Raw genomic sequence first — 24,121 nt, 5'->3', positions numbered from 1 at the left:
GGCTTTGCCTTACCCCTGCCTGCGGGCCGGTCCGCGACAGTGGCAGTGGCCCCGCATCCCGCCTCTGTGGGCCGGGCTCATGCCTGCCGTACGAGGCCGCGCCCATTGATCCGGAAGATCGCGGCCAGGGCCGCCGTTGCAGGCGTGGCCGCCCTGATGACCGTGGGCATTGCCGTCGCCCGGGGCATTCTTCTGCCCATGCCCGGCCGCGTGTCCGCAACCGCTTTCCCGCTTGTCATCCGGGCCGTGTTGCCGCTCATGCACGCGCCCGCATTTCCGGACGTCGGTCCGGCCATGTCGCTTGCCGTGCCGCTGATGTCCCGTCAGTTCATCCGCAGCCTGTCCACAGCCATTCCCATTCAGCTTGGTTTCCATGTGTTCTTCCACGAGATTGCTCCTTTTTGGAATATATTTCATATTATTGTTCAAGAAAAGCCGGGATGGGCATACTGCCTCCCGGCAGGGCTCACAGCTTCAGCACGTCGCCAGGAAAAACCCCAGCGGCATGGCCGCTTCCAAAAAATCGGCGCGGCTCAGACGTCCGGCGTCATAGCGCAAAAGCACCGACCCGGTGGCCGCCTTGAATTCCACCGCAGTAAACTGCCCCGTTTGCTCCAGGGCCTGGCGCAAGGCCGCATGAATGGCCTGTTCCTTGAAGGCTTCGTGCCGCAGGCGCACGCGCCCGTCCGTAAAGCTGGCGATATGCCGCATGAGCGCCTCCAGTGCCGCTTCACGTCGGGCGTCAAGCGGGCCTTCTCCGGCAACGGGAGCTTCCTCGGCGCGCACGTCGATGATTTGATCAGCACTGGGGGTGAACGGCGCAAGCTCCGGGCGGGAGGCGGTTTCCAGCCGCGTTCCGGTTGCAGCCCGGCCTTTGTCCAGCAAGGCGGCAAAAGCCTCTTCCAGGGGGGCTGCGTTCTGGTTGCGGCCGCGTCCCTTGCCGCCCTGACCGCCACGGCCTCCGCCGCATCCCTGACCGCCGCCGGACTTACCGCCCAGCAGGGAAAGCACGGAAGAGCCGCCGCCTCCCTTGCCGGCACCGCCCGCACACCCTTTGCCCACGGCCGACAGCACCGACCCGGCCGCTCCGCCGCCGCTCAACAGGCTCTTGCCCACAAAACCCAACAGCCCCAACCCCATTTTGCCCATCATTGTATGTCCTCCATGGCGTCACGGCGGCTCCGCACTCCCTGTCCCGAACCGGTTCCCGCACGTCCCGCGCCGTGCCCCCGGTCACTGTCGTGCCCGCGCCGCCGTCCAGTATGCTCGGGGCGTCCGCAGGAGTCGGCCCCGTCCCGGCCGTCCGTGATCCTCATCTCCGTCGCGCAGGGGTCCGGCATGCTATCGTGTTCCACGGCAAGAGCCGCATCCCGGCCCATCACTGCGACGGAACCCGGTCCACCCTGCCCGCGCCCATGGCGTCCGTGACCGTGTGGCCCACCGGACCAGGGTTGCCCGCAGGGGCGCACCGTCACATTGCCGCCGTCACAGCGCAGAGCCCAGCCGTCGCGCAGAGCCATGGCTATACGCCGCCTGGCCTCGCCCAGCAGACGACAGAGGGTCGGCGTGGAAATCCCCATACTGCGCGCCGCCGCGTCCTGCGGCAGCCCCTCGGCGTCCACCAGGCGCATGGCCTCGAACATATCAAGACTCACCACTATTTCCGCCGCGTTCGGGCGGCCTTCGGGCAGATAACGCCGCCATCCGGGAACGGCGTCAATAATACGGATTTTCTGTGGTCTCATCTTTATTCCATGCGGCAATGCGGTTTCGTTTTGAAATATATTTCATATATAGGCAGCACCCCTTTCCCTGTCAAGGGATCGGCCGAAAACGCTTCATCTGGACGGATTAGGCTGTTTTCCGCCGCTTAGTACGGAGATTCAGAGTGCTGGACCTTGATTGCATCCGGCCCTTGGCAAGGACCGAATACGGAGGATTCATGGCCAGCCTCGCTTTTCCGCTTTCTCCGATTACTGACGCATGGATATCTGAAACGCCCCTCCCATCGCGGTCTACTTTCTACCGTGCGGGCATATACTTTGCTCGCCAGCCGCACTCTGTATGAAATAGAGTTGCCTGTGCAAATTTTATACAAGCCTGGAGTAGGTATGTATAAAAAATAGGCACTGCCATTCAAGGCTCCACTCCGCGAGAAGAATAAAATTCTCTTGAATTATAATATATTACCTATTTTATCCAGCTTTGGCACGAGCATTGCTATATTCAAATCAACGGTACACGAAATATCGGGCACTGGTTAAAAAGAAAATATCTGCCGACTGGCGGTTAAATATATACGAAAAGATAAAACAGATTTTCCGTGCCGATCCCAGCCCCCATCAGGGATGGCGCGGAACCCCCGAAAAACCTCCTCCACTGAATAGAACAATTCTAACCATCAGAACATCCTCCCTCTTTGCGGTCGCCGGTCCCCCGGCGGCCGCCCCTCTTTTTAGATGCAACACGCAATCACGCGAAGTTATATGTTCGCTCTTGAAATGCATAAGCCCCTAACTTAGAGACTCGTCCTGCAAACCGTGCTGTGCGATATCTCATCCGGCCTTGCCGTAGGCTCCTTCGCGCCCGGCCCCGCGCATATCTGGAACTCGGGGAAAATGGCGGAGCTGAAACGCCTCATATGATCAGAACCTCCGGACACGCTGCCCCGTCTGGGCAGGAACCGCAACAACCGCGCTACGTCCTGCGGACTACGCTTCTGGATGTGGACGAACGCACGCGCCAGGAGGGAAGCGGGCCATCCCGCTTTTCACGCACTCACTGGCCCATGCAGCCCCTGAAACACCCACTCGCGGCGGTCTGCTTTTCGCCGCACGGGCACAGGCTTTCCACGCCAACCGCACCTGTGTGGAATATGACCACCTATGCAAATTTTATACAGGCCTGGAGCATGCCTGTATAAAAAATATACGCCTCTATTTCGGATTTCATCGTTGCGAAAATAAAATCCTATTGAATTATAAAGCATTAGCTGTTCTATCCAACTTTGGCACGGGCGTTGCTATAGCTAAAGGCAACAGCGCACGGAATACCATGCACCGGAAACGACAGAACTACGACCCCAGAGAAATGCTATTAATCCTAATGGTAAGGTTGTTAGGGTATGGCATGGGCCAAGACTAAAACAGAATTTTCAACCAGCTTCATCATCAACTTGTTTATCCGCCGACGGGCGGTCAATATATACGAAAAAGAATAAAACAGATTTCCGCGCCGTCCCCAGCCCCCATCAGGGACGGCGCGGAGCCCCCCTCGAAAAACCTCCTCCTTTGAACAAAATTCTCTAACCATCGGAACATCCTCCCTCTCTACGGCCGCCGGTTGCCCCCGGCGGCCGCCTCTCTTTTTTAAGCAGACTGCGCTTGAAATTTCCGCTTTACGGCGGACAAAGCTCCACCGGCATCGTGCCTACCCGGAACTGTTCGCTATTGTCGGCGGCCAGACGCCGGATCTGCGGGGCCTGTTCCTCCGTGGACACGGAGGAAACAGCGCTGAATTAGGCGCACCCCAAGGGCACGCCATGCGCGACATATCTTCGGTTGGCAGCATCAGCGTAGGGTTCGGAGGGTATCTGACAGGAAGCGGAATTTTTAAGCCTGTTGGTAGTCATGGCGTGGTTGTCATTAGGGGCTCATGGGACGGTAACTGGGGGAGTACTGCTTATGGATTGGATCTCTCTGCCGCTGGTGTACCCGTGGCCAATGAGGTTCGGCCGGACAACCAGGCGGTTTTCTTCAGCGGTCGGAACGACACGAGAGAGGTCGAAGCCGACGCCATTACCGGACCACGTACCGTATGAGCTGCGAATATCTTCAGCACAGCCTCCTGTCCTATAGAAAACGCCTCCAGCAGAAGCCGAACTGTGCTGGCCAAAGCTGCCGGTTATATTCCGTATAGCATCGTTCTGCTGGACTCCCAGGGCTGCGCTGTTTCCTCCGTGTCCACGGAGGAAAAGACCCCGCAGATCGGGCACCTGGCCGCCGACAACCGCAAACAGTTCCGGGTACGAGCGCGAGGGCGCGGAAAGCGGTCAGGGCCGGGCGCGCACGAAATACAGGACGGCCTATTCACCGGGCGGTTTCCGTTGGCCGTGGGGACGATCCGGCTGGTGTCAAAGTTGATGGCGGGGCATCAGTCAAATCTTTTATTTCTTTCAAAGTAAACTTAGGATCATAAATTTGTACAATCCCATCTACAAATTCCTTGCAATGGTTGATTAGCGTTATCGCACTTCTTTTATCACAAAATTCTCCGCGATGAACAATCATATTCCGTTTATTATTGATCTTTTTCGCAAGGTTGTATAATTTTTTAACAGTATTATACTTCTCAGTACGTTCAAGCAACGGCAAAAGCAATTTGTCAACCTTGCCAGTGAGGCCGTTCGCCCACCTAAGAAGTCCATCAATGAACGACGTATCAAGTTCACTCTTTTGGGTAAATTCGTATCGAATAGCGAACGTGACAGCCAACTCAGTTGCGGTTGCAGCTCGTACCACAGCGGCTGACCAATCACTCCGACTAAGCAGCCCACTTAACTTTTTCCATTGGGACCGAATTTTCTCAAGGTCAGTTCTTTCATCGTAAGGCTTGGGCTTTTTATCTGCCATTGTTCCCCACCTCTACCAATATATTTTTCTATATTTAATAATCAAAAATACTGGTGATGCAAGGGCAGTTGTGACATAGGTCGTCAAATTTGGCGCTAACCTATGCGGCCTTACCCAAGAGTTCCTCTTAAGTTTTTTGAGCAAAGGCAGCCAGTGGATGGTGGTAACGTCGCTCATAGGCTGGCCTCCTGGAAGATTGTTGGTACTTCTTCACTATGCCTTTTTATATGGGTGGGGCCATTCCATCAGATACGCGCCTCTGGCCTCGGGGGGGATCAGGGCCGTGCGCGGATCAGGTAGCGCACGGACGTATTCACAGGGCGATTTTCTTCAGCAGTGGGGACAACACGGGAAGCGTCAAAGGTTGATTACCCAATATTCGTCCAGCCACCCGAGTAGTGGCCAAATCCTGGATTGAAGGAGCGGCTGATATAAAATGCACCGCCTGCTCCACCATCCTGCAATCCGATAATCACACCTTGAATATTCCTGATAGCATCGTCCTGCTGAACTCCCAGGGCCGCCGAGTTCCCCCCATGTCCGCGCAAAAACAAACCCCTCAGATCCGGCACCTGGGAGCCGATGAGCACGGACAGTTCCGGGTACGCGCGTGCTGCTTGGCAAAGCGTTGCCGGACGCCGTAAATATGGATATTAAGGAGCGGGCACGGCTGCCCTCTGGCCTGAGCGTCGGCACGGCGCAAACGGAGAAGGGCCTGCCATACGGAAACACGTTTCCGCTCTGCCTAGCAGTTTGACAAGTGGTGAGTATGGCCGTCAACGACAACTCCATGATTAACATATATTAATTAGAGGATTTGTATGACTAATGAGCATGATGTATCAATGGAATTTATATTTAATATATATGATATAATAATAAAAAAATGAATATGATATATATAAAAAGAATGAAAATGATATAGGAATATGCAGCCAAAAAATTATTGGGGAAAATTGGGATGACCAAGTAGACTACAGATCGGCTCAGTATATAAATGCATTACATGAGGCTATTGGTGATTTATATCTTTCCTTAACACCTAATAATATAAATTATAATATAAATTATTTACTTAAAGCAAAGTTTAAAAAATGTTCTTGTGAAATTGCTATCGACATAGAAAAAGTAATACATGAAATTATATATGCAGTTCCTGAAAAATATAGATATGATTTTATTGTACACTCAATGATGATGGGGGCAGGCTTATATCTGGCAAAAAATATATTTAAGACAATTAATATTTATATTAAATCAAGATATAAATATAATTATGAAATGCATAATGAGATACGTGAAGAAATAAATAGAGAAATAGAAAGAATTCATAAAAATAAAAAAATATTAAATATAATTACATATCCATATAGAGTTCTTGCAAGGAATATTTCTGAAGATGATATATTGGTGCTACCAGCTTGTAAAACAGACAAGGAGAGTATTAATAACATAATTTTAAGGGATCTCTCAGGAATTAAAACTGTATATTGTGATGGTGATTTTTATTTTCACTGGATAGATGTTGGAGGGAAGCGGATTGCAACTATATCCAATGATCATGTAGCGTTGCATACAAAGGTTAGAGTTGACTATAATGACTATAATTATCTTTTGAAAATGGACGAAAAAAATATAAAATGCCCATTAAATATCAATTTAAGACATATTGATAATATGTATATTGACTCCATTGTAGTTGGTGTTGATAAACCACGAAGACATAAAGAGCTATTTTGTATTTCCAACTTTATCAATCAAATTGATTAATAACAAATGAGAAATCAGGATCATACTTACCGCCCCCTAGCCCGCCGTGCGCTGTGCTGCTCGCCGCGCCGCATCTCTTCCCTGTGTGCTTCCCGCTCCCTGTCAAAAAACGACCCGGGAACCTTCCTTTCGGCTGCGCACCGTGCCAACCGGACGCAAAGCCGGGCGGGCCGCTCACAAACAGCCTTGATCCGAAACGCTCACGCGCCAAGCGCAGACTCTTTTCCAGCCCGTCGTCGCCTACCTGCGGGTCCACCAGAATACGCCGCTTGCGCTCCCTGCCTTCGGCATAGAGGAAGGTTCCATGCTGCCTCGCTTTTTGCGGCATGGACCGGGCCTCGGACGGGCCGAAGATTTCCCCTTGGATAATCCTGCTGCTCTTCCGGGCCTCCTGACAGGCCAGTGCCCCGTCATTACCCTTTCCGGCTTCAGCCCGGAACCATGCGTCCCAAGGAGATATGCATCTACTGAAGCGCGAACCAGCACTGGAAAGCAGTCAGGGCAGGGTACGCGCGGAGTTGGCCGGGAGACAGCTATGGGCGGGCGCGGATCAGGTAGGGTACAACGGCACTTGCACAATAGCCCATCAAGTTGTTACGCAGTAACATCCATGTATTCATTCCACTCTTCAAGGCTCATATCCAATCGATTTAAGATTTGTTCATCTACTTCAACGATAAGCCTTTCGAGCATCTGCCGCCGCGAAACACCATTTCGTTTCGCCAATCGCCGAAGCGCCAGCAAAGCCCCGGTTGAAACCCACATATTGATACGCCGCTCTCCATTTTCGCCACGGTCACGGCAGGCTTTACGATATTTTGCTTGCCTTTCTGCCGAAGTTGTTGCCATTAGGGAATCTCCTGTTACTGTGTAACAAAACAATATATTGTTACTGCGTAACAAACAAGGAAGATTTTTAGCCTCATAGTTGAAAGAGTTTTGTAATCTTCTCTCAGAAGGCATTGAACGAGGGAACTCCCTTGTCTGCGGCCTTCTGCGCTATGGACGGGCTCGGACCAGAAAGCGAACTGCGGTATTCACTGGCCGATTCTCATTGGCTGTGGGCACAGCGCGTGAGATATCTATGTGATGAAAAGCCGTTGCATAATGGGCTGCTGATGGAAGCATATAACCAGACTGCCCATTCCGATATACAATTCCTGATGAGCCCGCATCAATAGACGGGCCAATTGTTCCAGTAACATTTCTCGTAGCATCGCCTTGTACTTGCCCCAGCGCCCCGGAGCTGTGCGCGGTGGTCGTAATGCCCACGGTGGAACCGTTGTTCTGGGTGTGGGCCTGCGAACCGTGCCCCCTCAAAAAAAGTCCCCTCAAATCCGGCACCTGGCCGCCGAGAATCGCGAACAGTTCCGGGTAGGCACGATGCCGGCGGAGCTTTGTCCGCCGTAAAGCGGAAATTTCAAGCGCAGTCTGCTTAAAAAAGAGAGGCGGCCGCCGGGGGCAACCGGCGGCCGTAGAGAGGGAGGATGTTCCGATGGTTAGAGAATTTTGTTCAAAGGAGGAGGTTTTTCGAGGGGGGCTCCACGCCGTCCCTGATGGGGGCTGGGGACGGCGCGGAAATCTGTTTTATTCTTTTTCGTATATATTGACCGCTTGTCGGCGGATATTTTTTACTTGGTGCCCGGTCTTTCGGACGCCGTTGTTTCTACAATATAGCAATGCTCGTGCCAAAGTTTGAAAACACGATGACGAAGCCTGCGGCGAGATAGCCACCATCCAAGGTACCTTGGCAGCCAGGCCTCCTTTTACGTCGGCACCATCAAGGGCGTAGGCCGCATCTATCAGCAAACCTTTGTGGATACCTACTCGAAGTGGGCGGCAGCCAAGCTCTACACCACTAAAACGCCCATCACCGGAGCCGACCTGCTCAATGACCGGGTTTTACCTTTCTTCACCTCAATGAAAATGGGCAGTATCCGCATACTGACGGACAGAGGCACAGAGTACTGCGGCAGGCTGGAAACACATGATTACCAGTTTTATCTGGGCATAAATGGTATCGAGCACACCAAAACCAAGGCGCGGCATCCGCAGACAAACGGCATCTGCGAACGCTTCCACAAAACCATCTTGCACGAGTTTTATCAGGTTGCCTTCCGACGGAAGCTGTATAACTCTCTAGAAGAGCTACAAGCCGATCTGGACGTCTGGATGGAGCACTACAATACCGCGAAAGGACGCATCAAGGCAAAAAATGCTGCGGCTGAACGCCCATGCAAACACTCCTTGATGGGAAACTGCTCTGGAGGGAAAAGGTCGGACAACTCAACTAATCGGACAACCGGAGCCATCAAAACGGAACTGACTGTCAGATCAAGTCTGAACTACTACAGATAAACAGGAGATTTTATGAAAACTGTATTTTATTCAAACGTGAATGGTTTAAAAATTGCGGCGAATGTATTTTTCCCTGCAGATTTTGACGAAAGCAAACAATATCCTGCGATTTTAGTGGGCCACCCGGCAGGTGGTGTGAAAGAGCAAACTGCAGGATTATATGCAGAGCGTTTAGCACAATTAGGTTATGTAACCTTGGCGTTTGACGCGAGTTATCAAGGTGAAAGCGAAGGCTTTCCACGCCATTTGGAAGAGCCGGCAAACCGCGTAGAAGATTTCCGCACCACCATAGATTATTTAACCACGTTACCTTATGTGGATAATGCACGCATTGGTGCACTCGGCATTTGTGCGAGCGGCGGTTACGGTTTCGCGGCGTTTGCCACCGATCATCGTATCAAAGCCTACGCAACCATCAGTGGTGCGGACATTGGAATGACCTTCCGCTATGGTTGGCGCGGTACGCAAGCTGTTTCAGCGGTATTCCCATTGTTGGATATGATTGGCAACGAACGTACCGCAGAAGCAGCAGGCGGCGAAGTAGCACAAGCTACTTGGGTACCGTTCGATCCGCAAGACAAAACCGTTGATCCGGAGCTTTTGGAAGGATACGATTACTACCGCACTCCGCGCGCAGAACACGAGCGTTCGCCAAGCAAATTCCCATTAGTGAATTTTGGTCGTTTGTTAGCCTTCACCGCATTCAATTTGGTCGATATGATTAACCGCCCGATTCTTTTCATTGCAGGAAGCAAAGCGGGAACCCGTTGGATGAGCGACCAAACTTTCGCCAACATTAAACACGCTGAAAAAGAGCTATTCCACGTTGAAGGTGCAAGCCACTTTGATATGTATGACAAAGAACCCTATGCGTCAGAAGCCGTGGAAAAAATGGGCGAGTTTTTCGGGAAAAACCTGTAAGGCTATCTGAGAAAGGTTATCTGAAAGGCAAGGTGGGCTTTTGCCCACCTCTGATATTGATTTTGAACAGTGGGGTAAAACCCACTACACATAAACACAAAATATTATGAGTTTTATATGCAACAACCTATCCAAATTCCACGCAACGGCATTGAGTTGGCAGGCGTACTCTACGCCCCTGAAAACTTTGATGAAACCAAGCAATATCCCGCCATCGTCGTCGTTCACCCGGGCGGTGGTGTGAAAGAGCAAACCGCAGGGCTTTACGCAGGCAAACTTGCCGAAGCGGGTTTTGTAACAATTGCTTACGATGCCAGCCATCAAGGGGAAAGCGGGGGCGAACCGCGCTATTTGGAAAGCCCGTCGGCACGCGTAGCGGACATCAGCTATGTGATTGATTATTTTAACAATCTTCATTATGTCGATAACAACCGTATCAGCGCACTCGGTATTTGTGCGGGCGGTGGTTATGTAGATAATGCGGCGCAAATCGACAAACGCATTAAAGCGGTGGCGAACGTATCTGGTATCGACATCGGCTGGCTGTTCCGCGATGCCTTCGGCGAAGACCCATTCCCGACCATTCTTGCCACCCTCGAACAAGTGGCGCAAGGCAGAACCGCCGAAGCGCAAGGTGCAGAACTGATCGTCGCAAACTATGTGCCGAACACCGCCGAAGAAGCCGCCGCCGCACCGCTTGCCTACGCCCGTGAAGCGTACGACTACTACCGCACCCCGCGCGCTATGTGTCCGACTGCCCCAAATAAATTGCTGGTTCGCAGCTTCCCCGAAGTGCTGTCTTACGATGCCTTGCGTTTTGTGGATAAATTACTAACCCAGCCGCTGCTGCTCATCGTCGGCGAACAATCCGACACCGCATATCAGGCGGAATCTATCTTTGAACGCGCCGCTTCCAGCAAAAAAGAACTGGTACGCATTGCAGGCGCAACCCACGTTTCTTTATATGATAAAGACGCAGACAATGCAGCGGAAAAACTAGTGGTTTTCTTTAAAGAAAATCTGTAATTTTAGTGAAAAGTAGGGTGGGCATTCTTGCCCACCTTTTACAAATCATTGGGCATTTGGTGGACAAGAATGTCCACCCCGCCGGATAAAAAAGTGCGGTCGTTTCCTCCCGCGTTTTTCAGACGACCTCAACCAACCTCAAACGTAAGAGAGCAATCATGAAAAAAATCACCCTCATCAGCGGACATCCTGATTTGGCGATTTCCGTTGGTAATAAAATTATTTTAGATGAGCTCAAGGCTCATTTCGACGATAACATTAACATTCGCAAACTGGATAGCCTTTATCCAGACTATCGCTTTGATGTGGCGGCAGAACAAGCCGCCGATTCACGAGTTCCGTGTATGTCCTGTGCATATACCATTGCTGAAAATAGAAAGAGCGCAGTGACGAGAAATATTGTGACATACCCAATTTTTTCCATTATTAATATCCTCTAGTTTTATCTTTCAAAATCTGTTTTTGTTTTTCCGCTATTTTTTACATTACTTTTGGATTGATAATTTTTTTCAACTGTCCTTTCAAAAAATTTCATCATATCAGTTGCGAAACAAAAGGAAGAGCGGGAAGAACTGGAACGGCGGCAGAAAGAGCGCCGGGGAAAAACCTCAGCCCGTCTCGCTTCACATGGGCTTTCCCTGCTGAAGATTGTCCGGCATTTTCTGAAAGAACAGGAGCAGGAGGAAAAAGCAGCGTTGCGGGACAGGCGGGCTCAATCAGAAAAACCGGAGCGGCTCTCGCGCTTCAAATACTGGCTGGGCAAGCGCGCTCCGTATCTTGCCAATCTTTGGCGCTTCCGCAAACGAATCACTCCCGGCGTGGAGGTCAGGAAACGCGAGTTTCCCAAGGTCGGCACACAAACTTCCCCGTATGCCGCCTACCGTAACATGATAAAAAAGCGTTTTCCTGAAAAGATGGATGAATCACGGCTGGATGCGGCCATTGCCCTGTATATGCGCTGTGCCGGATATACCGTACAGGAAGTTGTCAATGAAATGTATAGACACCCCCCCGCCCGCTCCCACGGGCAGAACCGCGATGAACGGATAAGACTATAGCCGCAGGGTTGGCTGGTATGCCTCCGGAACGGCGGGAGATATTGATATTGCTAATATCAACCCTACACAAGAGCAGATTCGGAACTTCGTCAACGAGGTAGAATCAGGTGCAAAAGAGAGTCTACAGACAAAATACCGTCAAGCTCTGCGTATGAAATAGATGATAAATTTTATGTCAGATACGGATATGTTACTCTTCACTTCGCATAACGATGTTACGAAATCACCTCTGCCCGCATTCGTTCGTAATCAGACATAACAAAATCATATTTCTTATCTATCAGCATTTGCAAGTATTCATTAAAACTGTCCGCAATGACTGTGAGTGTATCAGGGTCATGCAGAAAACGGATAATTTGACCCTTTTTGCCTTTTCCTGATGGGGAAAAATCAATAAACAACTGTGATCCTCCGCCGTTATTCATGCAGTCGGCAAAATGAAGCCAGCAGATATTATCCGCCTTATCGGCAATTTTTTCATCAACATTGTCATACGGATTATCTTTTGCAATGTATTCTTTCAGCCATCCAGCGGCATCCTTGTCCTTAACGATTTGAGCCGCCGAAAGCAGATAATACGGGTATTTTTTTACATCTGAACCAAGGAAATAAAACGTAACCTTTTCGCCGGAATAGTCTCGATAATATGTGCCGTCCACATGCTCTAAAAGTTGTATTAGGCTCGCAGGCACATCGGGATACAATGCTTTTAATGCGTTTATATCCTCCTTGCTCGTCCCAGCATAAACAGTTTCAAAGTCGTGCCATTCTTTACCTTGTCTGCTTTTATAATAGGCAAGTTGTAGACCCTTGAGATATTTCTTTGCAAGATTGTTTTCGTTTTCAAAATTGGCGGCAAGTTGTGCAGTTTTTGCCATATTGAACTTTCTTTCAATGAGTGCAATCGGTACAGAATAGGTGTCGTTCTCATCCTGTTCTTTGGCTTTTCCGAGCCATACGGCTGCTTGCCGGAAATCGTTTTCGACCAGATACAATGCGGCTATCCTGACGCATCGTTCGCTGTTCGCTCCCTCTCGTTCCGCCGTGTCAATTAAACTCTGCGCCGCCTGTTTTGTGGGCAGAATTTTTTCGGGCAGGGGCAAATCGTTTAACACGTTGAGCGGGCAGAGGTTGATGACTGCCTGATAGTATCCTGCGGTGAAATTGGCAAGAGAAGTGGAAGAAGTTTTTTCCTCCGCCTCTTCAAACAACAGATTGAACGCCGTTTGAAGGGTTTTAAGCCCCTCACCCCACTTGTCCAAAAAGAAATGGCACTGGGCAAGCATTGTATATAAGGGCGTGGTTGTCGCTGGCGTTTTGGCGCAGGTTTCCAGAAGCTCCGTAAGCGCCTTTTCCACCTTGGGGACGGCAAAGCCCGACGAAGAAAGGTCCATCAGCTCCACCTGGGCCACAGTGAGTTCGCTGAACGGATAGCGATCCATTTTTCCACTTGCTACGATTTCCGTGCAGTGTGAAAGCGTGATCGTGGAGCGGAAGATAGTCGCAGACGGCTCGGGCAGCCGCGCGGCAAAGCGGTCGGCTTTTTTATACTGCTTTTGCAGCCAGTATAAAGCCGCCTTTTTTTGTATAGTCTGCTCGTCAAGCTCTATTCCGTCGTCACTGTCACGCCATCTTATATATGGCTCAGCGTAACCTTTCAAATACGGTATTTCGTAATCGTCCGCCGTACTTTCCAAATCTTCCAGTTCATCGGTTAAGCCAAGCTCGTCTGCCAGTGCAAATGCTTTGGGAATTCCGGACATATCTCGTAAAGTTGTAAACTCTGCCCGGTTGACTCTTATGCAATTCTCAAGATACATCAATGTCGGCAGCGTTGCGTACCAATACGCCAAAACTGCTTTTGCGTTATTCCCCTCTGTTCCAACAATTTTTGCTTTCTCCGCAGCGATGGGAATGATCAGCTTTGCCAATTTGAAGGTTTTCAGCTCTTTCGGCTTTGCTTTGGACGAGGGGATGATGCCGCTATCTGCAAGCGTATGCCACATCTCGCTTGCGTAGGAGACATATATCCTACAGTCTTTGTCTATATATGCATTCTTCAGAAAGCGGCTGTCCTTTAAGCTTTCGGCGGCGGCGCGCTCTTCCGCTGGCAAATCCTCCACGCTGAAAATCTTCAGATACCCCAACGCCTTCAGCTCATCCTTTACCCGCAAAACGGTATAGTCACAATCAAATTTATCCTGTAATTTGTATAAATTCCGGCAAATATCGCAGACGCTGATACCATCTATCCTGCCGTGGCCGTTGTAGTACAGCAGGCGGACGGTTGATTCCATCATATCCTCTATCATATGCATCGACATAATTCCATCTCTTTGTATTTCCTGTTATGGTATTATACTGTATTTCTAATTAGTTGAATACTCGCATAGAGGAATACGAGTCTTCGATGAATTTAGTTGTAGTGCATCAACCCATCCGTCAGAAGGTGGAGTAATTCTCACATAACGAATACCTTCATCACAAACGCGTGCAACAGGCTTTCCAGACATTACACTCCTCCAATTATGCTTTTAAACTATTCTATTTCAAAAATTATTGCCAATATATATCATTCTGAATTTATTTAATAATTTTAAGTAATTAACAAAACAAAATCGTTTGGCCTGCCCTCTTTTATCTGCGTCCGCTAACCATGCCCACCATACTCCATCCAAAGTCGTGCGCTACCGTCCGATAATATCTTCTTTATTTTGGGGTAATTGCCGGGGTATTTTTTTGTAAATTTATTTTTTCATCAAATATATCAGTGTGCTACATGTCAAAATTTATTGACATGTACCAGCATGTCCAAGATACCCAGAAACGCGCGGCCGTTGAGGCCGCGCCGACATCCTGGGCCTGGCCGGAAGTACCCGCGCGAAGCGCCTGCCGGGGATTTAAGAAAACGCTTCCGGGTGCGCCCGCAGGCGCATCTTTCGCGCCAGGACTGGCCAGCGGCGGCTGTTTCTTTGTGCAGCTCCGTGCGTTTGCGTACTCACTTCCGCAGTCACAGCCGCCGCTGGCTGGCGTTCCGTCACGGAAGCAGACCCATGGCGTTTTTTATCTTCTCATTGGGCTACGCCCATCATCGAGTAGGGGGAAGGGCTCGCTTTCAGCAAAACCCTTTCCCCCAGCTCGAAAAGGCTGGGCTACTCCAAACTGGACTGACGCTCACAACGACTATCATGGGGTTGCCCACAGAAGAAGGTGAAGAAATTCCAGTGAAGCCTGGCAATAAATCGTTGCATGTGAAGTATTCTTGCATGAAGTGCAAGATAAATATCTGGGGAAAGCCTGGACTTAATGTAGTTTGTGGCGAATGTGACGCTCGATTTCAGGCCATGCAAAGCTAGCCACTAAGTGCTGCCTGCCCACGCCAAGCCCTGAGCCCCGTTTCGGGGCCCAGGGCGCGTACCCGGAACTGTTCGCTATTGTCGGCGGCCAGACGCCCGATCTGCGGGGTTTGTTTCTCAGGGGGCACGGGGGGAACAGCGCCGCCCTGGGCGCCCAGCAAGGCGATGCCATACGAAATGTGACAGGTACTTTCGATGCAAGAGTCGCGGGAATGTGGCGAGAAGGAACAGGCCCGTTCAGGGTCGGGGGCGGTGGAGGGCAAAAGGTCGCTGTAGACGGATACGGCTATCCTTATGACGTTAGTTTTGACTTGTCGCGATGTGTGCCCACCGCATCTGAAAATCGCCCCGTGAACACCGCTGTTCGTTACCTGATCCGCGCCAGGCCCTGAGCCCTTTTCCAGGGTCCTGAGCGCGTACCCGGAACTGTTTGCGCTTCTCGGCGGGCAGACGCCGGATCTGCGCGGGCTTTTTTTGCGCGGATATGGGGCTCAGACCTCAAGCCATTATGGTAGCGTGGTTCACCAAAGTGGTGAACTCGGTATGATCCAGGGCGATGCGATCCGAAACATAACAGGGAGCAGTGGAGATTCGCCTAGGTCAGGGGTGTATTATTATGGCGCTCTTGCCGGTGGCGCTGGGGGAGCACGAAAGTTTGCAGGCGAGGGATTACGCGGACGATCTGCTCTCAATTTTGACGCCAGCAGGGTCGTTCCTACGGCCTCCGAAAATCGCCCCGTGAACCAAGGTGCGCTATCTGATCCGCGCCCGGCCCTGATGCTTGCCAAGCAGGCATGGAGGCGTTCTTTAAAAAAAGAACTCTGGCCCCTGCGTCAACAGGAATCGGGGCTGGCACAGCGCGTGAGCGCCTTTAGCACGGCAGCCATGACTACTCGTGATGGTTCGGGGTCAACTGTTATCTGGTTGAGGAAGCCAGAATCAGGATCAGTACCAGCGCGATGATCGCGGCCAAAACGGCAAAGCGCATGGCGATACCCTCCTTTCCTGTCGGGCATGCTGCGTATGAGGACCGTGACCGCGTCAGAACGCTGCTGAAAGCGTTTTAGTGCACATGACCAGGATCAGGAGAAAGACCAGATTACGAAACAAGGACGGTGGGCAACGGGCTACGATCCTGCTGCCCAGCCAGCTGAAGACGGCGATGATGGGGCTCAGCTTCAGGGCGGTAATAATCAACTCGGGCGGCAGGATGCCATTCAGGGAAAAGCCGACGGCTCTGACGAAATTGCTGATCAGGATCAACACGCAGCAGGTGGCGACGAAAACCCGGCTCTCCAGTTTGAGATGCACCATGCTGAAGGCGTAGAACACGCTGCCTGCATTGACGACGTTGAACAGCCCCCCCAGAAAGGAAGACAGATATGCGGGTATGGCTGTTGCCGCGAATGAGGCTGGCAGATGGGATGTCAGATACTGTAGCCCCCTGAAGGGCAAGAGGTTACTCAGGGCATAGATCACACCGATGAGGCCGATCAATATTTTCAGGACGTTGGTGGGCAGATGCGGCACAGCCAAGCTGCCACACAGCACGCCGATGACGGAAAGCCCCGTCATGACTGTCAGGGCAGGGGGGCCGACCCACCGCTTCCAGTGGCAACCGACAGCCATGATGTCCATGATGAGCAAGAGTGGCGCAGTGGCAGCCAAGGCTTTGAAAGGGTCGAAGATCAGGCTCAGGGCCGGGAGTAGAAAAAGCCCGGTGCCGATGCCCGCCCCGCTTTTCAGGAAGGCGGCGAAAGCTGTACTGACAAGTAAAATTGTCAATTCTGCGGTTGTCATACATCCCTCAGGAGTGGTGCGGCCCCGACAAAAAAAGCCCGATGGAGCATTGCCTTCTCCATCGGGCCGCAGGACGGGCTGATTTACTTTTCAACGAACGCCTGGAGTAAATCTTTGAGGATCGCTTCGCGCTTTTCGAATATCTTGAGCATGGCTTGGCGGTCCAGTATGCGGTATGGGACGCCGGTCTTCTTCATGTTCTCGATTACGATGGGATCATTGAACATTTCATAGGCCTTTTGGGCGGCCTTCTCCACGATAGCCTTGTCCACGCCCGCAGGCAGGGCGTAGCCGCGGAAGTTGGTCGTGGCATCATCCAGAGACTTGTAACCCTGCTCAATAAAGGTAGGCACCTCTGGCATGAATTCATGACGTTGCAGATCAGCGATCCCCAGGACCTTAATCTTGTCCGGGGCGCGCATGGCGATGGACAGGTTGTTGAAGCTGCCCATGACCTTGCCCGCCAAGACAGATTGTAGGGAATCAGATCCGCCCTTTTCAGGGATATAGGTCAGATTGATCCCGGCTTCTTTCTGTAAAAGCAAAAGAGCGATGTGATGCCCCACAAAAAGACCCGAACCGTTCAGGGTGACCTTGCCGGGATTTGCCTTGGCGTAGGCCACCACGTCGGCCACACTGTTGAAGGGGGAATCCTTAGGCACGAAGAGCACCACCGGGTCCGCAGCAAAATTAGCCAGAGGTTCAAGCGTGCGGATGCTGTACTTGGCGTTCTTTTTAACGATGGACTGTGCGATGAAGTTGGGCAGATTGTAAACAGTCATGGTCAGACCATCGCGGCTGCCCCGGTCCATGAACCAGTTCCATCCGGTCAGGCCTCCCGCGCCGGCCTTGTTCAGTATGACGATAGGCTGGCCAAAGTATTTTTCAGCGGGCATGGCACCAATGCGGGCCTGCACGTCTGTCTGGGAGCCGACGGAATAGGTGCACACAGCCGTAATGGGCCCGGAGGGGTAGTCATCGGCCGGGTCGGCAGCCTTGAGCGTCGCTGGCAACAGCAGGAGCGCAGCGCAAAGCACGAAGCGAAAAACGCGGTTCATACCATATCTCCTTTGTTAGAGTGTGAAAAACACGAGGTTCCCAGCGGAAACCGGACAACCGTTAAAACGGCATAAAGCCTTTGGGAATTTGGACGGTCAAACCCACGGTGAAGAGCAGATACAGAAAACTGATACAGGCAAAGGCGACAGCCGATCGTTTGAGCGCGCCCGCAGGAGTGACCGCCATGGGCTGGGCGATCAGCGACACGGTTATCAGATAGATGAAGGAAGCCAGATAAAATCCCATCCATTCCAAAACGGCGATATACAGCACTGTGAGGGCGCACAGAATGCCTACCCGTTTTAGCGGATAGCCCCTGAGCGTCAGCACGCTGTCGATCTTCTGTCTGTTGCGGAGAAAGGCCAGAATATACTGCCCCGCATTAAAAAAAACCATCAGACACAGAAGAAACTGGGGAACCAGCAGGGATTGCTCGTCTTGCGGGCCATCCAGATAAAAAGCAAAAAAGACGATGATGAGAGTCATAGTCAACGCTGCGGCGAATTCCTTAGGCATGGGTGGTCTCCTTTTTCCGGACGGCGAGCCGGGCCTTGGCCCTGCGGGCAAACCTAATCTCGCTGCAGACGGCATAAATCAGCGACAGCAGGCAAAGGCTGATGAGCGTCTGATTCAGCACGCCGCTAAAGAAATATTGCCACATCCCCACGTCGGTATTGGCGATCAGTCTGCCGCGCAGGAAATTTTCTTCCGCCAGAGGGCCGAGGATGATGCCCAGCACGATGGGAGCACTGGGGATGCCCAGTTTTTTGAACAACAGCATCAGCGCGCCCAGACAAAACATGATAAGGACATCCGCAAAGCTGTTCTGTACGCAATAAGAGCCAAAGACGCAGAGGATCATCACAATGCCGAACATCATGTAGTTGGGCACATTGCTCACGACATGCGTATAGCGCGAGGCGAGGATACCGAAACCAAACATAAAAAACTGGGCGATGAACATGCCGATGATGAATGGATATGTGATGTCGGCGTTTTTGGTGAACAGTTCAGGCCCGGGGAGCAGTCCCTGAATCAGCAGGCCGCCCAAAAGAACGGCGGCCGTCGGGCTGCCGGGGATGGACAGGGTCAAAAGCGGAATACAGGCCGGAGCCACGGTGGCGTTGTTAGCGCATTCGCTGGCGCAGACGCCCTCAGGATCGCCCGTACCGAAGCGCTCCGGATTTTTGTCCATCTTCTTCACTTGGTCATAGGCCATCAGGCCTGCCACCTGTGCGCCCGCCCCAGGGATAACGCCGATGATGGTGCCGAGAATGCTGCCGAGGGTCAGGGTGCGCAGATACTTGACATGATTTTTGATAACTTTGCGTAAAAGCCCGCCTTTGATCTGCACCTTCAATTTTTCAAAAACGACATGTGAATCCTCCATCATCTCGACGACCTGTGGAACAGCGAATAGACCAATAAGGGCTGGCACGATGGCTATGCCCGCAGTCAGCATCTCATGAAAGATAAAGCGGCCCTCGCCTGTGACGTTGCTTTCGCCGATGCAGCCCAGCAAGAGGCCCAGTGCGCCGCCGAAAAGTCCCTTGAGCATGGCCCCCGAAGAAAGCCCGGCAATGACGGTGATGCCGAAAACGGTTGTCCAGAAGAGTTCGGACGGGCCGAACCGCATAGCGAATTCGGACATGGGGGGCGTGAGGAAGATCAGGGCGAGAGCTCCAACAACGCCGCCAATCAGGGAGGAAAAGAATGTGGTGTACAGCGCTTCCTGCGCCCGGCCCTGCTTGGCCATGGGATAGCCGTCAAGCAATGTGGCAATGGAGGCAGGTGCCCCGGGTATACTCAGCAAAATAGCCGAAATGGAGCCGCCCGCCACGGCGGAAGTATAGACCGCGCCCAGCAGGAGCAGGGAAGGCACCGGCGGCATGTAGAAGGTAAAGGGCACCAGCAGGGCCACGGCCATGGTGGGGCTCAGGCCCGGCATGGCGCCGAAGAAAAGCCCGCCGACGGAACCGCAGACAAGCACCAGAAAATTGGACCAGGTCAGGACGCTGGGTAAATACTCAAGCAGTTGTTCCATGGTCAATACTCCTCAAAACAACTTTACGATGAGCCCGGTTCACCGGCTTTTGACGCTAAAGTTGACGCATCCGTCGGCCCTGATCTTGTCCACCAGCCCGGACTCCCAGTCAAAATAGCCTTGCATGGCCTCTTTTGAGGCATTGAGATCGGTATAGGGGCGATACCAGATGTCGTCTTCGGCGCACAGGGCGCAGGGCATGCCCGCTTCAAGGGGCAGGCACGCCTTTTCCCAGGCGGGAGTGCCACCCCGGATAAAGCTGACGGCGGCGTCCGGCCAGAGGCTGTGGGCGTCCTGCGCCGCCAGCGCCGCATGGGCGCTTTGCTCGGCGGTCAGGATGATGCGCTCGGCCTGAGGGTAAAATGCGCGTACCCGCGGCAGATACGCCCGGGCGACCCATTTCGCACCGGGAATATGGCGGGCGCGGTGCAGATTGCTGTCCCCCACGTTGATGCACAATGCACCGATCCCGCTTTCCAGCCACAATGCGGCTTCAGAGACGCTGACGCCGCCTGTGGGAGCATGGCCTGCGGTACGGCCCTCCCCTTCGGTCAAACCTTGGGGGGCCAGTACGGAGGCCGCGCGGAAAATGCCGCCTTTCAGCACAAAAACCTGGGGCAAGCCCATCTGCTGCAGCCAGTGGGCCGTCATGATGGCGCGCAGCTCATCGTCGTCCATAAGAACATAGCGCCCGTTGCGCACAGCCGCATATTCATCCGTGGCCTGGACCAGCTGGCCGCCCTGGGCAGAGATCGAGCCTGGGATATGTCCAGATGCGTATTCCTGGGGTTGGCGCACGTCAAAAAGATAGAGCGTTTTGTGGGCCGCCTCCGTCTGCCAGACGGCGACCTCCTGTGGCTCAACGAAGCGGACATGGTACGCTTCGGCAACCTTGCGAATACGCTGTTCGGCGATCTGCCAGCCTTCCACCGTAATGGGGGGCATCGGCCGAGTAGAACCGTACTCCAGGTCGAAACCCGCAAGCTGCCAGTTCATGGTGCCTCCCTTGAGGGCTACGACCTGATTGGGGATAGCGGCATTGACCAGGGTCTGCGTACCAATAATGCTTCTTGTCCGCCCGGCACAGTTGATGACGATGGTCGTCTCGGAATCTTTGACCACTTCGGCCAGGCGATAGGTCACTTCACAACCGGGCAGATTTATGCTGCCCGGTATGTTCATATTGCGGTATTCGACGGCGGGTCTGACATCAATGACGATGCTCCGGACTTGGGCGTCGTCGAGCAGGGCCTTGATCTCCTCGGGGGGCAGACGCGGCGTGCCTTGCACCACTTCAACATATTCGCCAAAGCCCTTGCTCAGAGCGCCGACCCCGTTAAAGGTGACGAAACCAGCATCGCTCCATGCCTTCACCCCCCCCTCAACGACATTGACGGCACGGTAACCCATAGCCAGCAGGACGTCAGCGGCGCGTCCACTCCGCCCGAGGTCCTCCGATAGGCCATCATCCATCACAAAAACAGACGCTTCCTTGCAGGGGACAAGCGGCTCGACGATCAACTCCAATCTGCTTAAGGGAGTACAGCACGCCAATAAAAGATGTGATCTGGAAAATTCTTCTTGCTCGCGCACATCAAGCAGGGCAAATTCCGTCTTTCCGCGCAATATTTCATGCAAGTCATGCACAGAAATGCAGGATGCTACAGCAGTCATACATGGCTCCTTCTGAACAATGTAGTATTCTATTATCAAATAAAAGCATCTACATAGTGATGCTGTATGCTGTAGCTTTACTTAAGCAGGAATTATGCCAATGTTAGCGTTGTCTCGCTTTTTTTATAACTAACTTGATTTATTTATTTTTTAGAAAGAACACTTAAAACTTGATGTTCTCTTTAATGAGAATATATGCATATTTTAAGATTTTTCTTGTTTTTGAGAAAATATTTCTGTAACATCCTTTTATCCGAATAAGACTCTTATTGGCAGTTAAAATATTTTATGCTCAAAAGTCTAGTATATACAAAAATTATAATTTTATTAATATGCTGTAAAATAAACTGATATAATATTTACTTTATCAAGAGGTACATAAATATGAAGCAAGAAAAATACCGCTTTGCCCTTCTTGTGCATTCATATGAGATCATTGAAGAATGCAAAAATGCCATGCTTAATTCACCTGACGAGATTCACTATGAACTTGTCAATTTCGAAACAGGGCCAAAAATGGCGCGCGAATGCCTTGATAACGGCTTTGAAGTGATTTTATGCCACGGCGGTACAGGCGACACCATTTTCCGTTCCGTGCCGCACTCTGTTGTCAAAATTGAACGTTCCGACATGGACGTGCTCAGAGCGCTGCGCGTGGCAAAACAGTATTCTGACAAGATTATTCTGGCATCATACCAAGACGAATTTCACGATACCATAGCCGTTGAAATGGAGCGCCTGTTAAATATAAAGGTGCAAAGCGCCATCTATGACTCGCCGGAAATGATGCGGCAAGCCATACAACAATGTGTGCTGCAGGGTTTCAAGGTGCTCATCGGCGGCGGCGTGAGCAAGGCATGTATGGAAGAATACGGCGGCCGGGGATTCATCATCAAACCTACTCACCGAAGCATCCAGCTGGCGTTCAAGCGCGGCCGCCACCTTGCCCACTCGCAGCGTGAGGCCAAGCGCCGCAACGGCAACATGATGATGATCATGGAACATCTGCAAGAGGGCGTACTCTGTATTGATTCGGAACAGCACGTCCTCATTGCCAATAAAGCGGCCTACCAGTTGCTCAAGGTGTCACCGCAGGCGGACGAAACGTTTTTCAGCTCTTTCTTCCAACCTCTTGGGCTTCTCGACACCTTGCGGGATCTGACGCCTCGGGAAAATAGGCTGGTCGACCTACGGGGCGAGGCGTTCATCGCCACGACGTATCCGCTTATCTTATATTCCGATACTCCATGCGCGGTCAGCCTTTTTCGAGACACGCCGTCACTGCAAAGCATCAGCAACAAGATCAATAAGGAATTGTACTCCCGCGGCTTGTCCGCCCGCACGACCATCGAAGACATCAAAGGGCAAAGCCAGCCGGTGCGGCAAATGAAAGAAAAGCTGCGCCAGTATGCGCCGTCGGACGTGAACATATTCATCCAAGGGGAGACCGGCTCAGGCAAGGAGCTGGCCGCGCATGCCCTGCACGCGGCCAGCCTTCGAAAAAACAAGCCCTTTGTGCCCGTCAACATTTCCGCGGTTCCCGCTCAATTGATCGAGAGTGAACTCTTTGGATATGAAGAAGGAGCTTTTACCGGAGCAAAGCGCGGCGGGAAAGCCGGTTATTTTGAAATGGCCCATAAGGGGACACTTTTTCTGGATGAAATCGGCGATATCAGCGAAGAAACGCAGCTACGCCTTTTACGTGTTCTTGAAACACGGGAAGTACTCCGGGTTGGCGGCAATCGCATGTACCCGGTGGATGTGCGCGTTATCTGCGCCTCCAACAAGCCTCTTCTCCAGTTGGTGCAAGCGGGCTTGTTCCGCATGGATCTCTATTATCGTTTGTCCACATTCAAGTTGAGCGTGCCGCCATTGCGTCGCCGTCTTGAGGATATCCCCATCCTGCTGGATAATCTGCTAAAAAAATATCATTGCAGCATAAAAGATCTGTCCGCGCCTATCCTGGAATGTCTGCGCCGCTACGAGTGGCCGGGCAATGTGCGGGAATTGCTGGCTATTATGGAGAACTATCTGCTTCTCCTGGGGGATAATCCGCCCGATCCGGCGTTGTTGGCCAGCATCATGAACGAACACAGCACGGATGGTGTGGAGGTTCTTTCTCCGTCAGCCGCGGCGCTCCCTAGGCAGCGCCGCAGCCCCTTGTCCTCTCTTCCGCAAGAAATGGATCAGCTTACGAATCCGCGCTGGACACTCAAGCAAAGTCTGGACATTGCCCGTGACGCCATTCTGAAAAAAACTATGGATTTCTACGGCGGTGACAAGAAACAGGCCGCGCAACACCTTGGTATCGGATATTCCTCCTTGTGCCGCCTGCTCAAAAAGTGCTGAGAAGTAACTATGTAGCCAAGACGCTTAGTCCCGAGGGTAGCCGTACCCGCTCCTTATTTACGGCGCCCGGCAACA

The 24,121-nt window shown here is 52.0% G+C and carries 19 protein-coding genes and 1 pseudogene; 8 read left to right on the top strand and 12 right to left on the bottom strand.

Annotation, left to right across the window (positions count from 1 at the left end):
• Positions 1-9: 9 nt before the first annotated feature.
• The 5 genes from AXF13_RS17030 to AXF13_RS04965 form a co-directional block, all read right to left on the bottom strand.
• Positions 10-387: a hypothetical protein gene (locus AXF13_RS17030; protein ID WP_190276380.1), complete on the bottom strand. Its 378-nt coding sequence runs from the start codon at positions 385-387 to the stop codon at positions 10-12.
• An 87-nt stretch (positions 388-474) separates the two neighbouring features.
• Positions 475-1,152, bottom strand: a complete 678-nt coding sequence (locus AXF13_RS04980; protein ID WP_062251890.1) for a hypothetical protein — start codon at positions 1,150-1,152, stop codon at positions 475-477.
• A complete protein-coding gene (locus AXF13_RS04975; protein WP_062251889.1) occupies positions 1,149-1,745 on the bottom strand; it encodes a DUF134 domain-containing protein in 597 nt (198 codons plus the stop codon). Before AXF13_RS04975 ends, AXF13_RS04980 begins: the two co-directional genes overlap by 4 nt.
• 2,343 nt (positions 1,746-4,088) lie before the next feature.
• Positions 4,089-4,631, bottom strand: a complete 543-nt coding sequence (locus tag AXF13_RS16505; RefSeq protein ID WP_150116080.1) for a hypothetical protein — start codon at positions 4,629-4,631, stop codon at positions 4,089-4,091.
• Between the two features lie 368 nt (positions 4,632-4,999).
• Positions 5,000-5,221 (bottom strand): hypothetical protein, encoded by a 222-nt coding sequence (locus tag AXF13_RS04965; protein ID WP_062251887.1) that lies wholly within the window; start codon positions 5,219-5,221, stop codon positions 5,000-5,002.
• 601 nt (positions 5,222-5,822) lie between these two features.
• Between AXF13_RS04965 and AXF13_RS16500 the strand changes: the two genes are divergently transcribed.
• Entirely contained in the window at positions 5,823-6,401 is a 579-nt protein-coding gene (locus AXF13_RS16500) for a hypothetical protein (RefSeq protein ID WP_150116079.1), read from the top strand.
• A 594-nt stretch (positions 6,402-6,995) separates the two neighbouring features.
• Here the strand turns inward: AXF13_RS16500 and AXF13_RS15810 are convergent.
• Positions 6,996-7,250 carry a hypothetical protein gene (locus AXF13_RS15810; protein WP_083521962.1) on the bottom strand — a complete coding sequence of 85 codons (255 nt, stop codon included), beginning with the start codon at positions 7,248-7,250 and terminating at the stop codon, positions 6,996-6,998.
• An 850-nt stretch (positions 7,251-8,100) separates the two neighbouring features.
• Here AXF13_RS15810 and AXF13_RS04955 point away from each other — a divergent pair.
• The 5 genes and pseudogenes from AXF13_RS04955 to AXF13_RS17440 all read left to right on the top strand — a co-directional run.
• Positions 8,101-8,695: pseudogene (locus AXF13_RS04955) on the top strand (integrase core domain-containing protein); the annotation flags it as partial.
• Between the two features lie 76 nt (positions 8,696-8,771).
• Positions 8,772-9,680: an alpha/beta hydrolase gene (locus AXF13_RS04950; RefSeq protein ID WP_062251885.1), complete on the top strand. Its 909-nt coding sequence runs from the start codon at positions 8,772-8,774 to the stop codon at positions 9,678-9,680.
• A gap of 117 nt (positions 9,681-9,797) precedes the next feature.
• Positions 9,798-10,706, top strand: a complete 909-nt coding sequence (locus tag AXF13_RS04945) for an alpha/beta hydrolase (protein ID WP_062251884.1) — start codon at positions 9,798-9,800, stop codon at positions 10,704-10,706.
• Positions 10,707-10,864: 158 nt separating this feature from the next.
• Complete coding sequence (locus tag AXF13_RS16495) at positions 10,865-11,146, top strand: NADPH-dependent FMN reductase family protein (protein WP_150116078.1); 282 nt, start codon at positions 10,865-10,867, stop codon at positions 11,144-11,146.
• Positions 11,147-11,593: 447 nt separating this feature from the next.
• A complete protein-coding gene (locus tag AXF13_RS17440; protein WP_417926384.1) occupies positions 11,594-11,764 on the top strand; it encodes a hypothetical protein in 171 nt (56 codons plus the stop codon).
• A gap of 215 nt (positions 11,765-11,979) precedes the next feature.
• Here AXF13_RS17440 and AXF13_RS17225 read toward each other — a convergent pair whose 3' ends face one another.
• Complete coding sequence (locus AXF13_RS17225; RefSeq protein WP_223299976.1) at positions 11,980-14,088, bottom strand: SMI1/KNR4 family protein; 2,109 nt, start codon at positions 14,086-14,088, stop codon at positions 11,980-11,982.
• A gap of 729 nt (positions 14,089-14,817) precedes the next feature.
• Here AXF13_RS17225 and AXF13_RS16490 point away from each other — a divergent pair.
• Positions 14,818-15,120: a hypothetical protein gene (locus tag AXF13_RS16490; RefSeq protein WP_150116077.1), complete on the top strand. Its 303-nt coding sequence runs from the start codon at positions 14,818-14,820 to the stop codon at positions 15,118-15,120.
• Between the two features lie 1,041 nt (positions 15,121-16,161).
• On the opposite strand, the gene AXF13_RS04930 is transcribed toward AXF13_RS16490, so the two are convergent.
• The 5 genes from AXF13_RS04930 to AXF13_RS04910 form a co-directional block, all read right to left on the bottom strand.
• Positions 16,162-16,920, bottom strand: a complete 759-nt coding sequence (locus AXF13_RS04930) for a sulfite exporter TauE/SafE family protein (protein WP_062251882.1) — start codon at positions 16,918-16,920, stop codon at positions 16,162-16,164.
• An 83-nt stretch (positions 16,921-17,003) separates the two neighbouring features.
• The gene (locus AXF13_RS04925) at positions 17,004-17,978 is read right to left on the bottom strand and encodes a tripartite tricarboxylate transporter substrate binding protein (protein WP_062251881.1); all 975 of its coding nucleotides are present in this window, start codon (positions 17,976-17,978) and stop codon (positions 17,004-17,006) included.
• 61 nt (positions 17,979-18,039) lie between these two features.
• Positions 18,040-18,495 (bottom strand): tripartite tricarboxylate transporter TctB family protein, encoded by a 456-nt coding sequence (locus AXF13_RS04920; RefSeq protein ID WP_062251880.1) that lies wholly within the window; start codon positions 18,493-18,495, stop codon positions 18,040-18,042.
• A complete protein-coding gene (locus AXF13_RS04915) occupies positions 18,488-20,023 on the bottom strand; it encodes a tripartite tricarboxylate transporter permease (protein ID WP_062251879.1) in 1,536 nt (511 codons plus the stop codon). Before AXF13_RS04915 ends, AXF13_RS04920 begins: the two co-directional genes overlap by 8 nt.
• Positions 20,024-20,062: 39 nt before the next feature.
• Positions 20,063-21,697 carry a rhodanese-like domain-containing protein gene (locus tag AXF13_RS04910; RefSeq protein WP_083521961.1) on the bottom strand — a complete coding sequence of 545 codons (1,635 nt, stop codon included), beginning with the start codon at positions 21,695-21,697 and terminating at the stop codon, positions 20,063-20,065.
• A gap of 384 nt (positions 21,698-22,081) precedes the next feature.
• Here AXF13_RS04910 and AXF13_RS04905 point away from each other — a divergent pair, with 384 nt between their 5' ends.
• Entirely contained in the window at positions 22,082-24,046 is a 1,965-nt protein-coding gene (locus AXF13_RS04905) for a sigma 54-interacting transcriptional regulator (RefSeq protein WP_062251877.1), read from the top strand.
• The last annotated feature ends 75 nt before the right edge of the window (positions 24,047-24,121 follow it).

This window comes from Desulfovibrio fairfieldensis (genome assembly GCF_001553605.1).
GTDB classification, from domain to species: domain Bacteria; phylum Desulfobacterota; class Desulfovibrionia; order Desulfovibrionales; family Desulfovibrionaceae; genus Desulfovibrio; species Desulfovibrio fairfieldensis.
This window is presented reverse-complemented; position numbering and strand designations above follow the sequence as displayed.

Excerpts from the sequence above, each read along its gene's own strand:
- AXF13_RS04980 (WP_062251890.1), bottom strand. The coding sequence starts at position 1,152 with ATGATGGGCAAAATGGGGTTGGGGCTGTTGGGTTTTGTGGGCAAGAGC.
- AXF13_RS04975 (WP_062251889.1), bottom strand. The coding sequence starts at position 1,745 with ATGAGACCACAGAAAATCCGTATTATTGACGCCGTTCCCGGATGGCGG.
- AXF13_RS16505 (WP_150116080.1), bottom strand. The coding sequence starts at position 4,631 with ATGGCAGATAAAAAGCCCAAGCCTTACGATGAAAGAACTGACCTTGAG.
- AXF13_RS16500 (WP_150116079.1), top strand. The coding sequence starts at position 5,823 with ATGATGATGGGGGCAGGCTTATATCTGGCAAAAAATATATTTAAGACA.
- AXF13_RS15810 (WP_083521962.1), bottom strand. The coding sequence starts at position 7,250 with ATGGCAACAACTTCGGCAGAAAGGCAAGCAAAATATCGTAAAGCCTGC.
- AXF13_RS04950 (WP_062251885.1), top strand. The coding sequence starts at position 8,772 with ATGAAAACTGTATTTTATTCAAACGTGAATGGTTTAAAAATTGCGGCG.
- AXF13_RS04945 (WP_062251884.1), top strand. The coding sequence starts at position 9,798 with ATGCAACAACCTATCCAAATTCCACGCAACGGCATTGAGTTGGCAGGC.
- AXF13_RS16495 (WP_150116078.1), top strand. The coding sequence starts at position 10,865 with ATGAAAAAAATCACCCTCATCAGCGGACATCCTGATTTGGCGATTTCC.
- AXF13_RS17440 (WP_417926384.1), top strand. The coding sequence starts at position 11,594 with ATGATAAAAAAGCGTTTTCCTGAAAAGATGGATGAATCACGGCTGGAT.
- AXF13_RS17225 (WP_223299976.1), bottom strand. The coding sequence starts at position 14,088 with ATGTCGATGCATATGATAGAGGATATGATGGAATCAACCGTCCGCCTG.
- AXF13_RS16490 (WP_150116077.1), top strand. The coding sequence starts at position 14,818 with ATGGCGTTTTTTATCTTCTCATTGGGCTACGCCCATCATCGAGTAGGG.
- AXF13_RS04930 (WP_062251882.1), bottom strand. The coding sequence starts at position 16,920 with ATGACAACCGCAGAATTGACAATTTTACTTGTCAGTACAGCTTTCGCC.
- AXF13_RS04925 (WP_062251881.1), bottom strand. The coding sequence starts at position 17,978 with ATGAACCGCGTTTTTCGCTTCGTGCTTTGCGCTGCGCTCCTGCTGTTG.
- AXF13_RS04920 (WP_062251880.1), bottom strand. The coding sequence starts at position 18,495 with ATGCCTAAGGAATTCGCCGCAGCGTTGACTATGACTCTCATCATCGTC.
- AXF13_RS04915 (WP_062251879.1), bottom strand. The coding sequence starts at position 20,023 with ATGGAACAACTGCTTGAGTATTTACCCAGCGTCCTGACCTGGTCCAAT.
- AXF13_RS04910 (WP_083521961.1), bottom strand. The coding sequence starts at position 21,697 with ATGACTGCTGTAGCATCCTGCATTTCTGTGCATGACTTGCATGAAATA.
- AXF13_RS04905 (WP_062251877.1), top strand. The coding sequence starts at position 22,082 with ATGAAGCAAGAAAAATACCGCTTTGCCCTTCTTGTGCATTCATATGAG.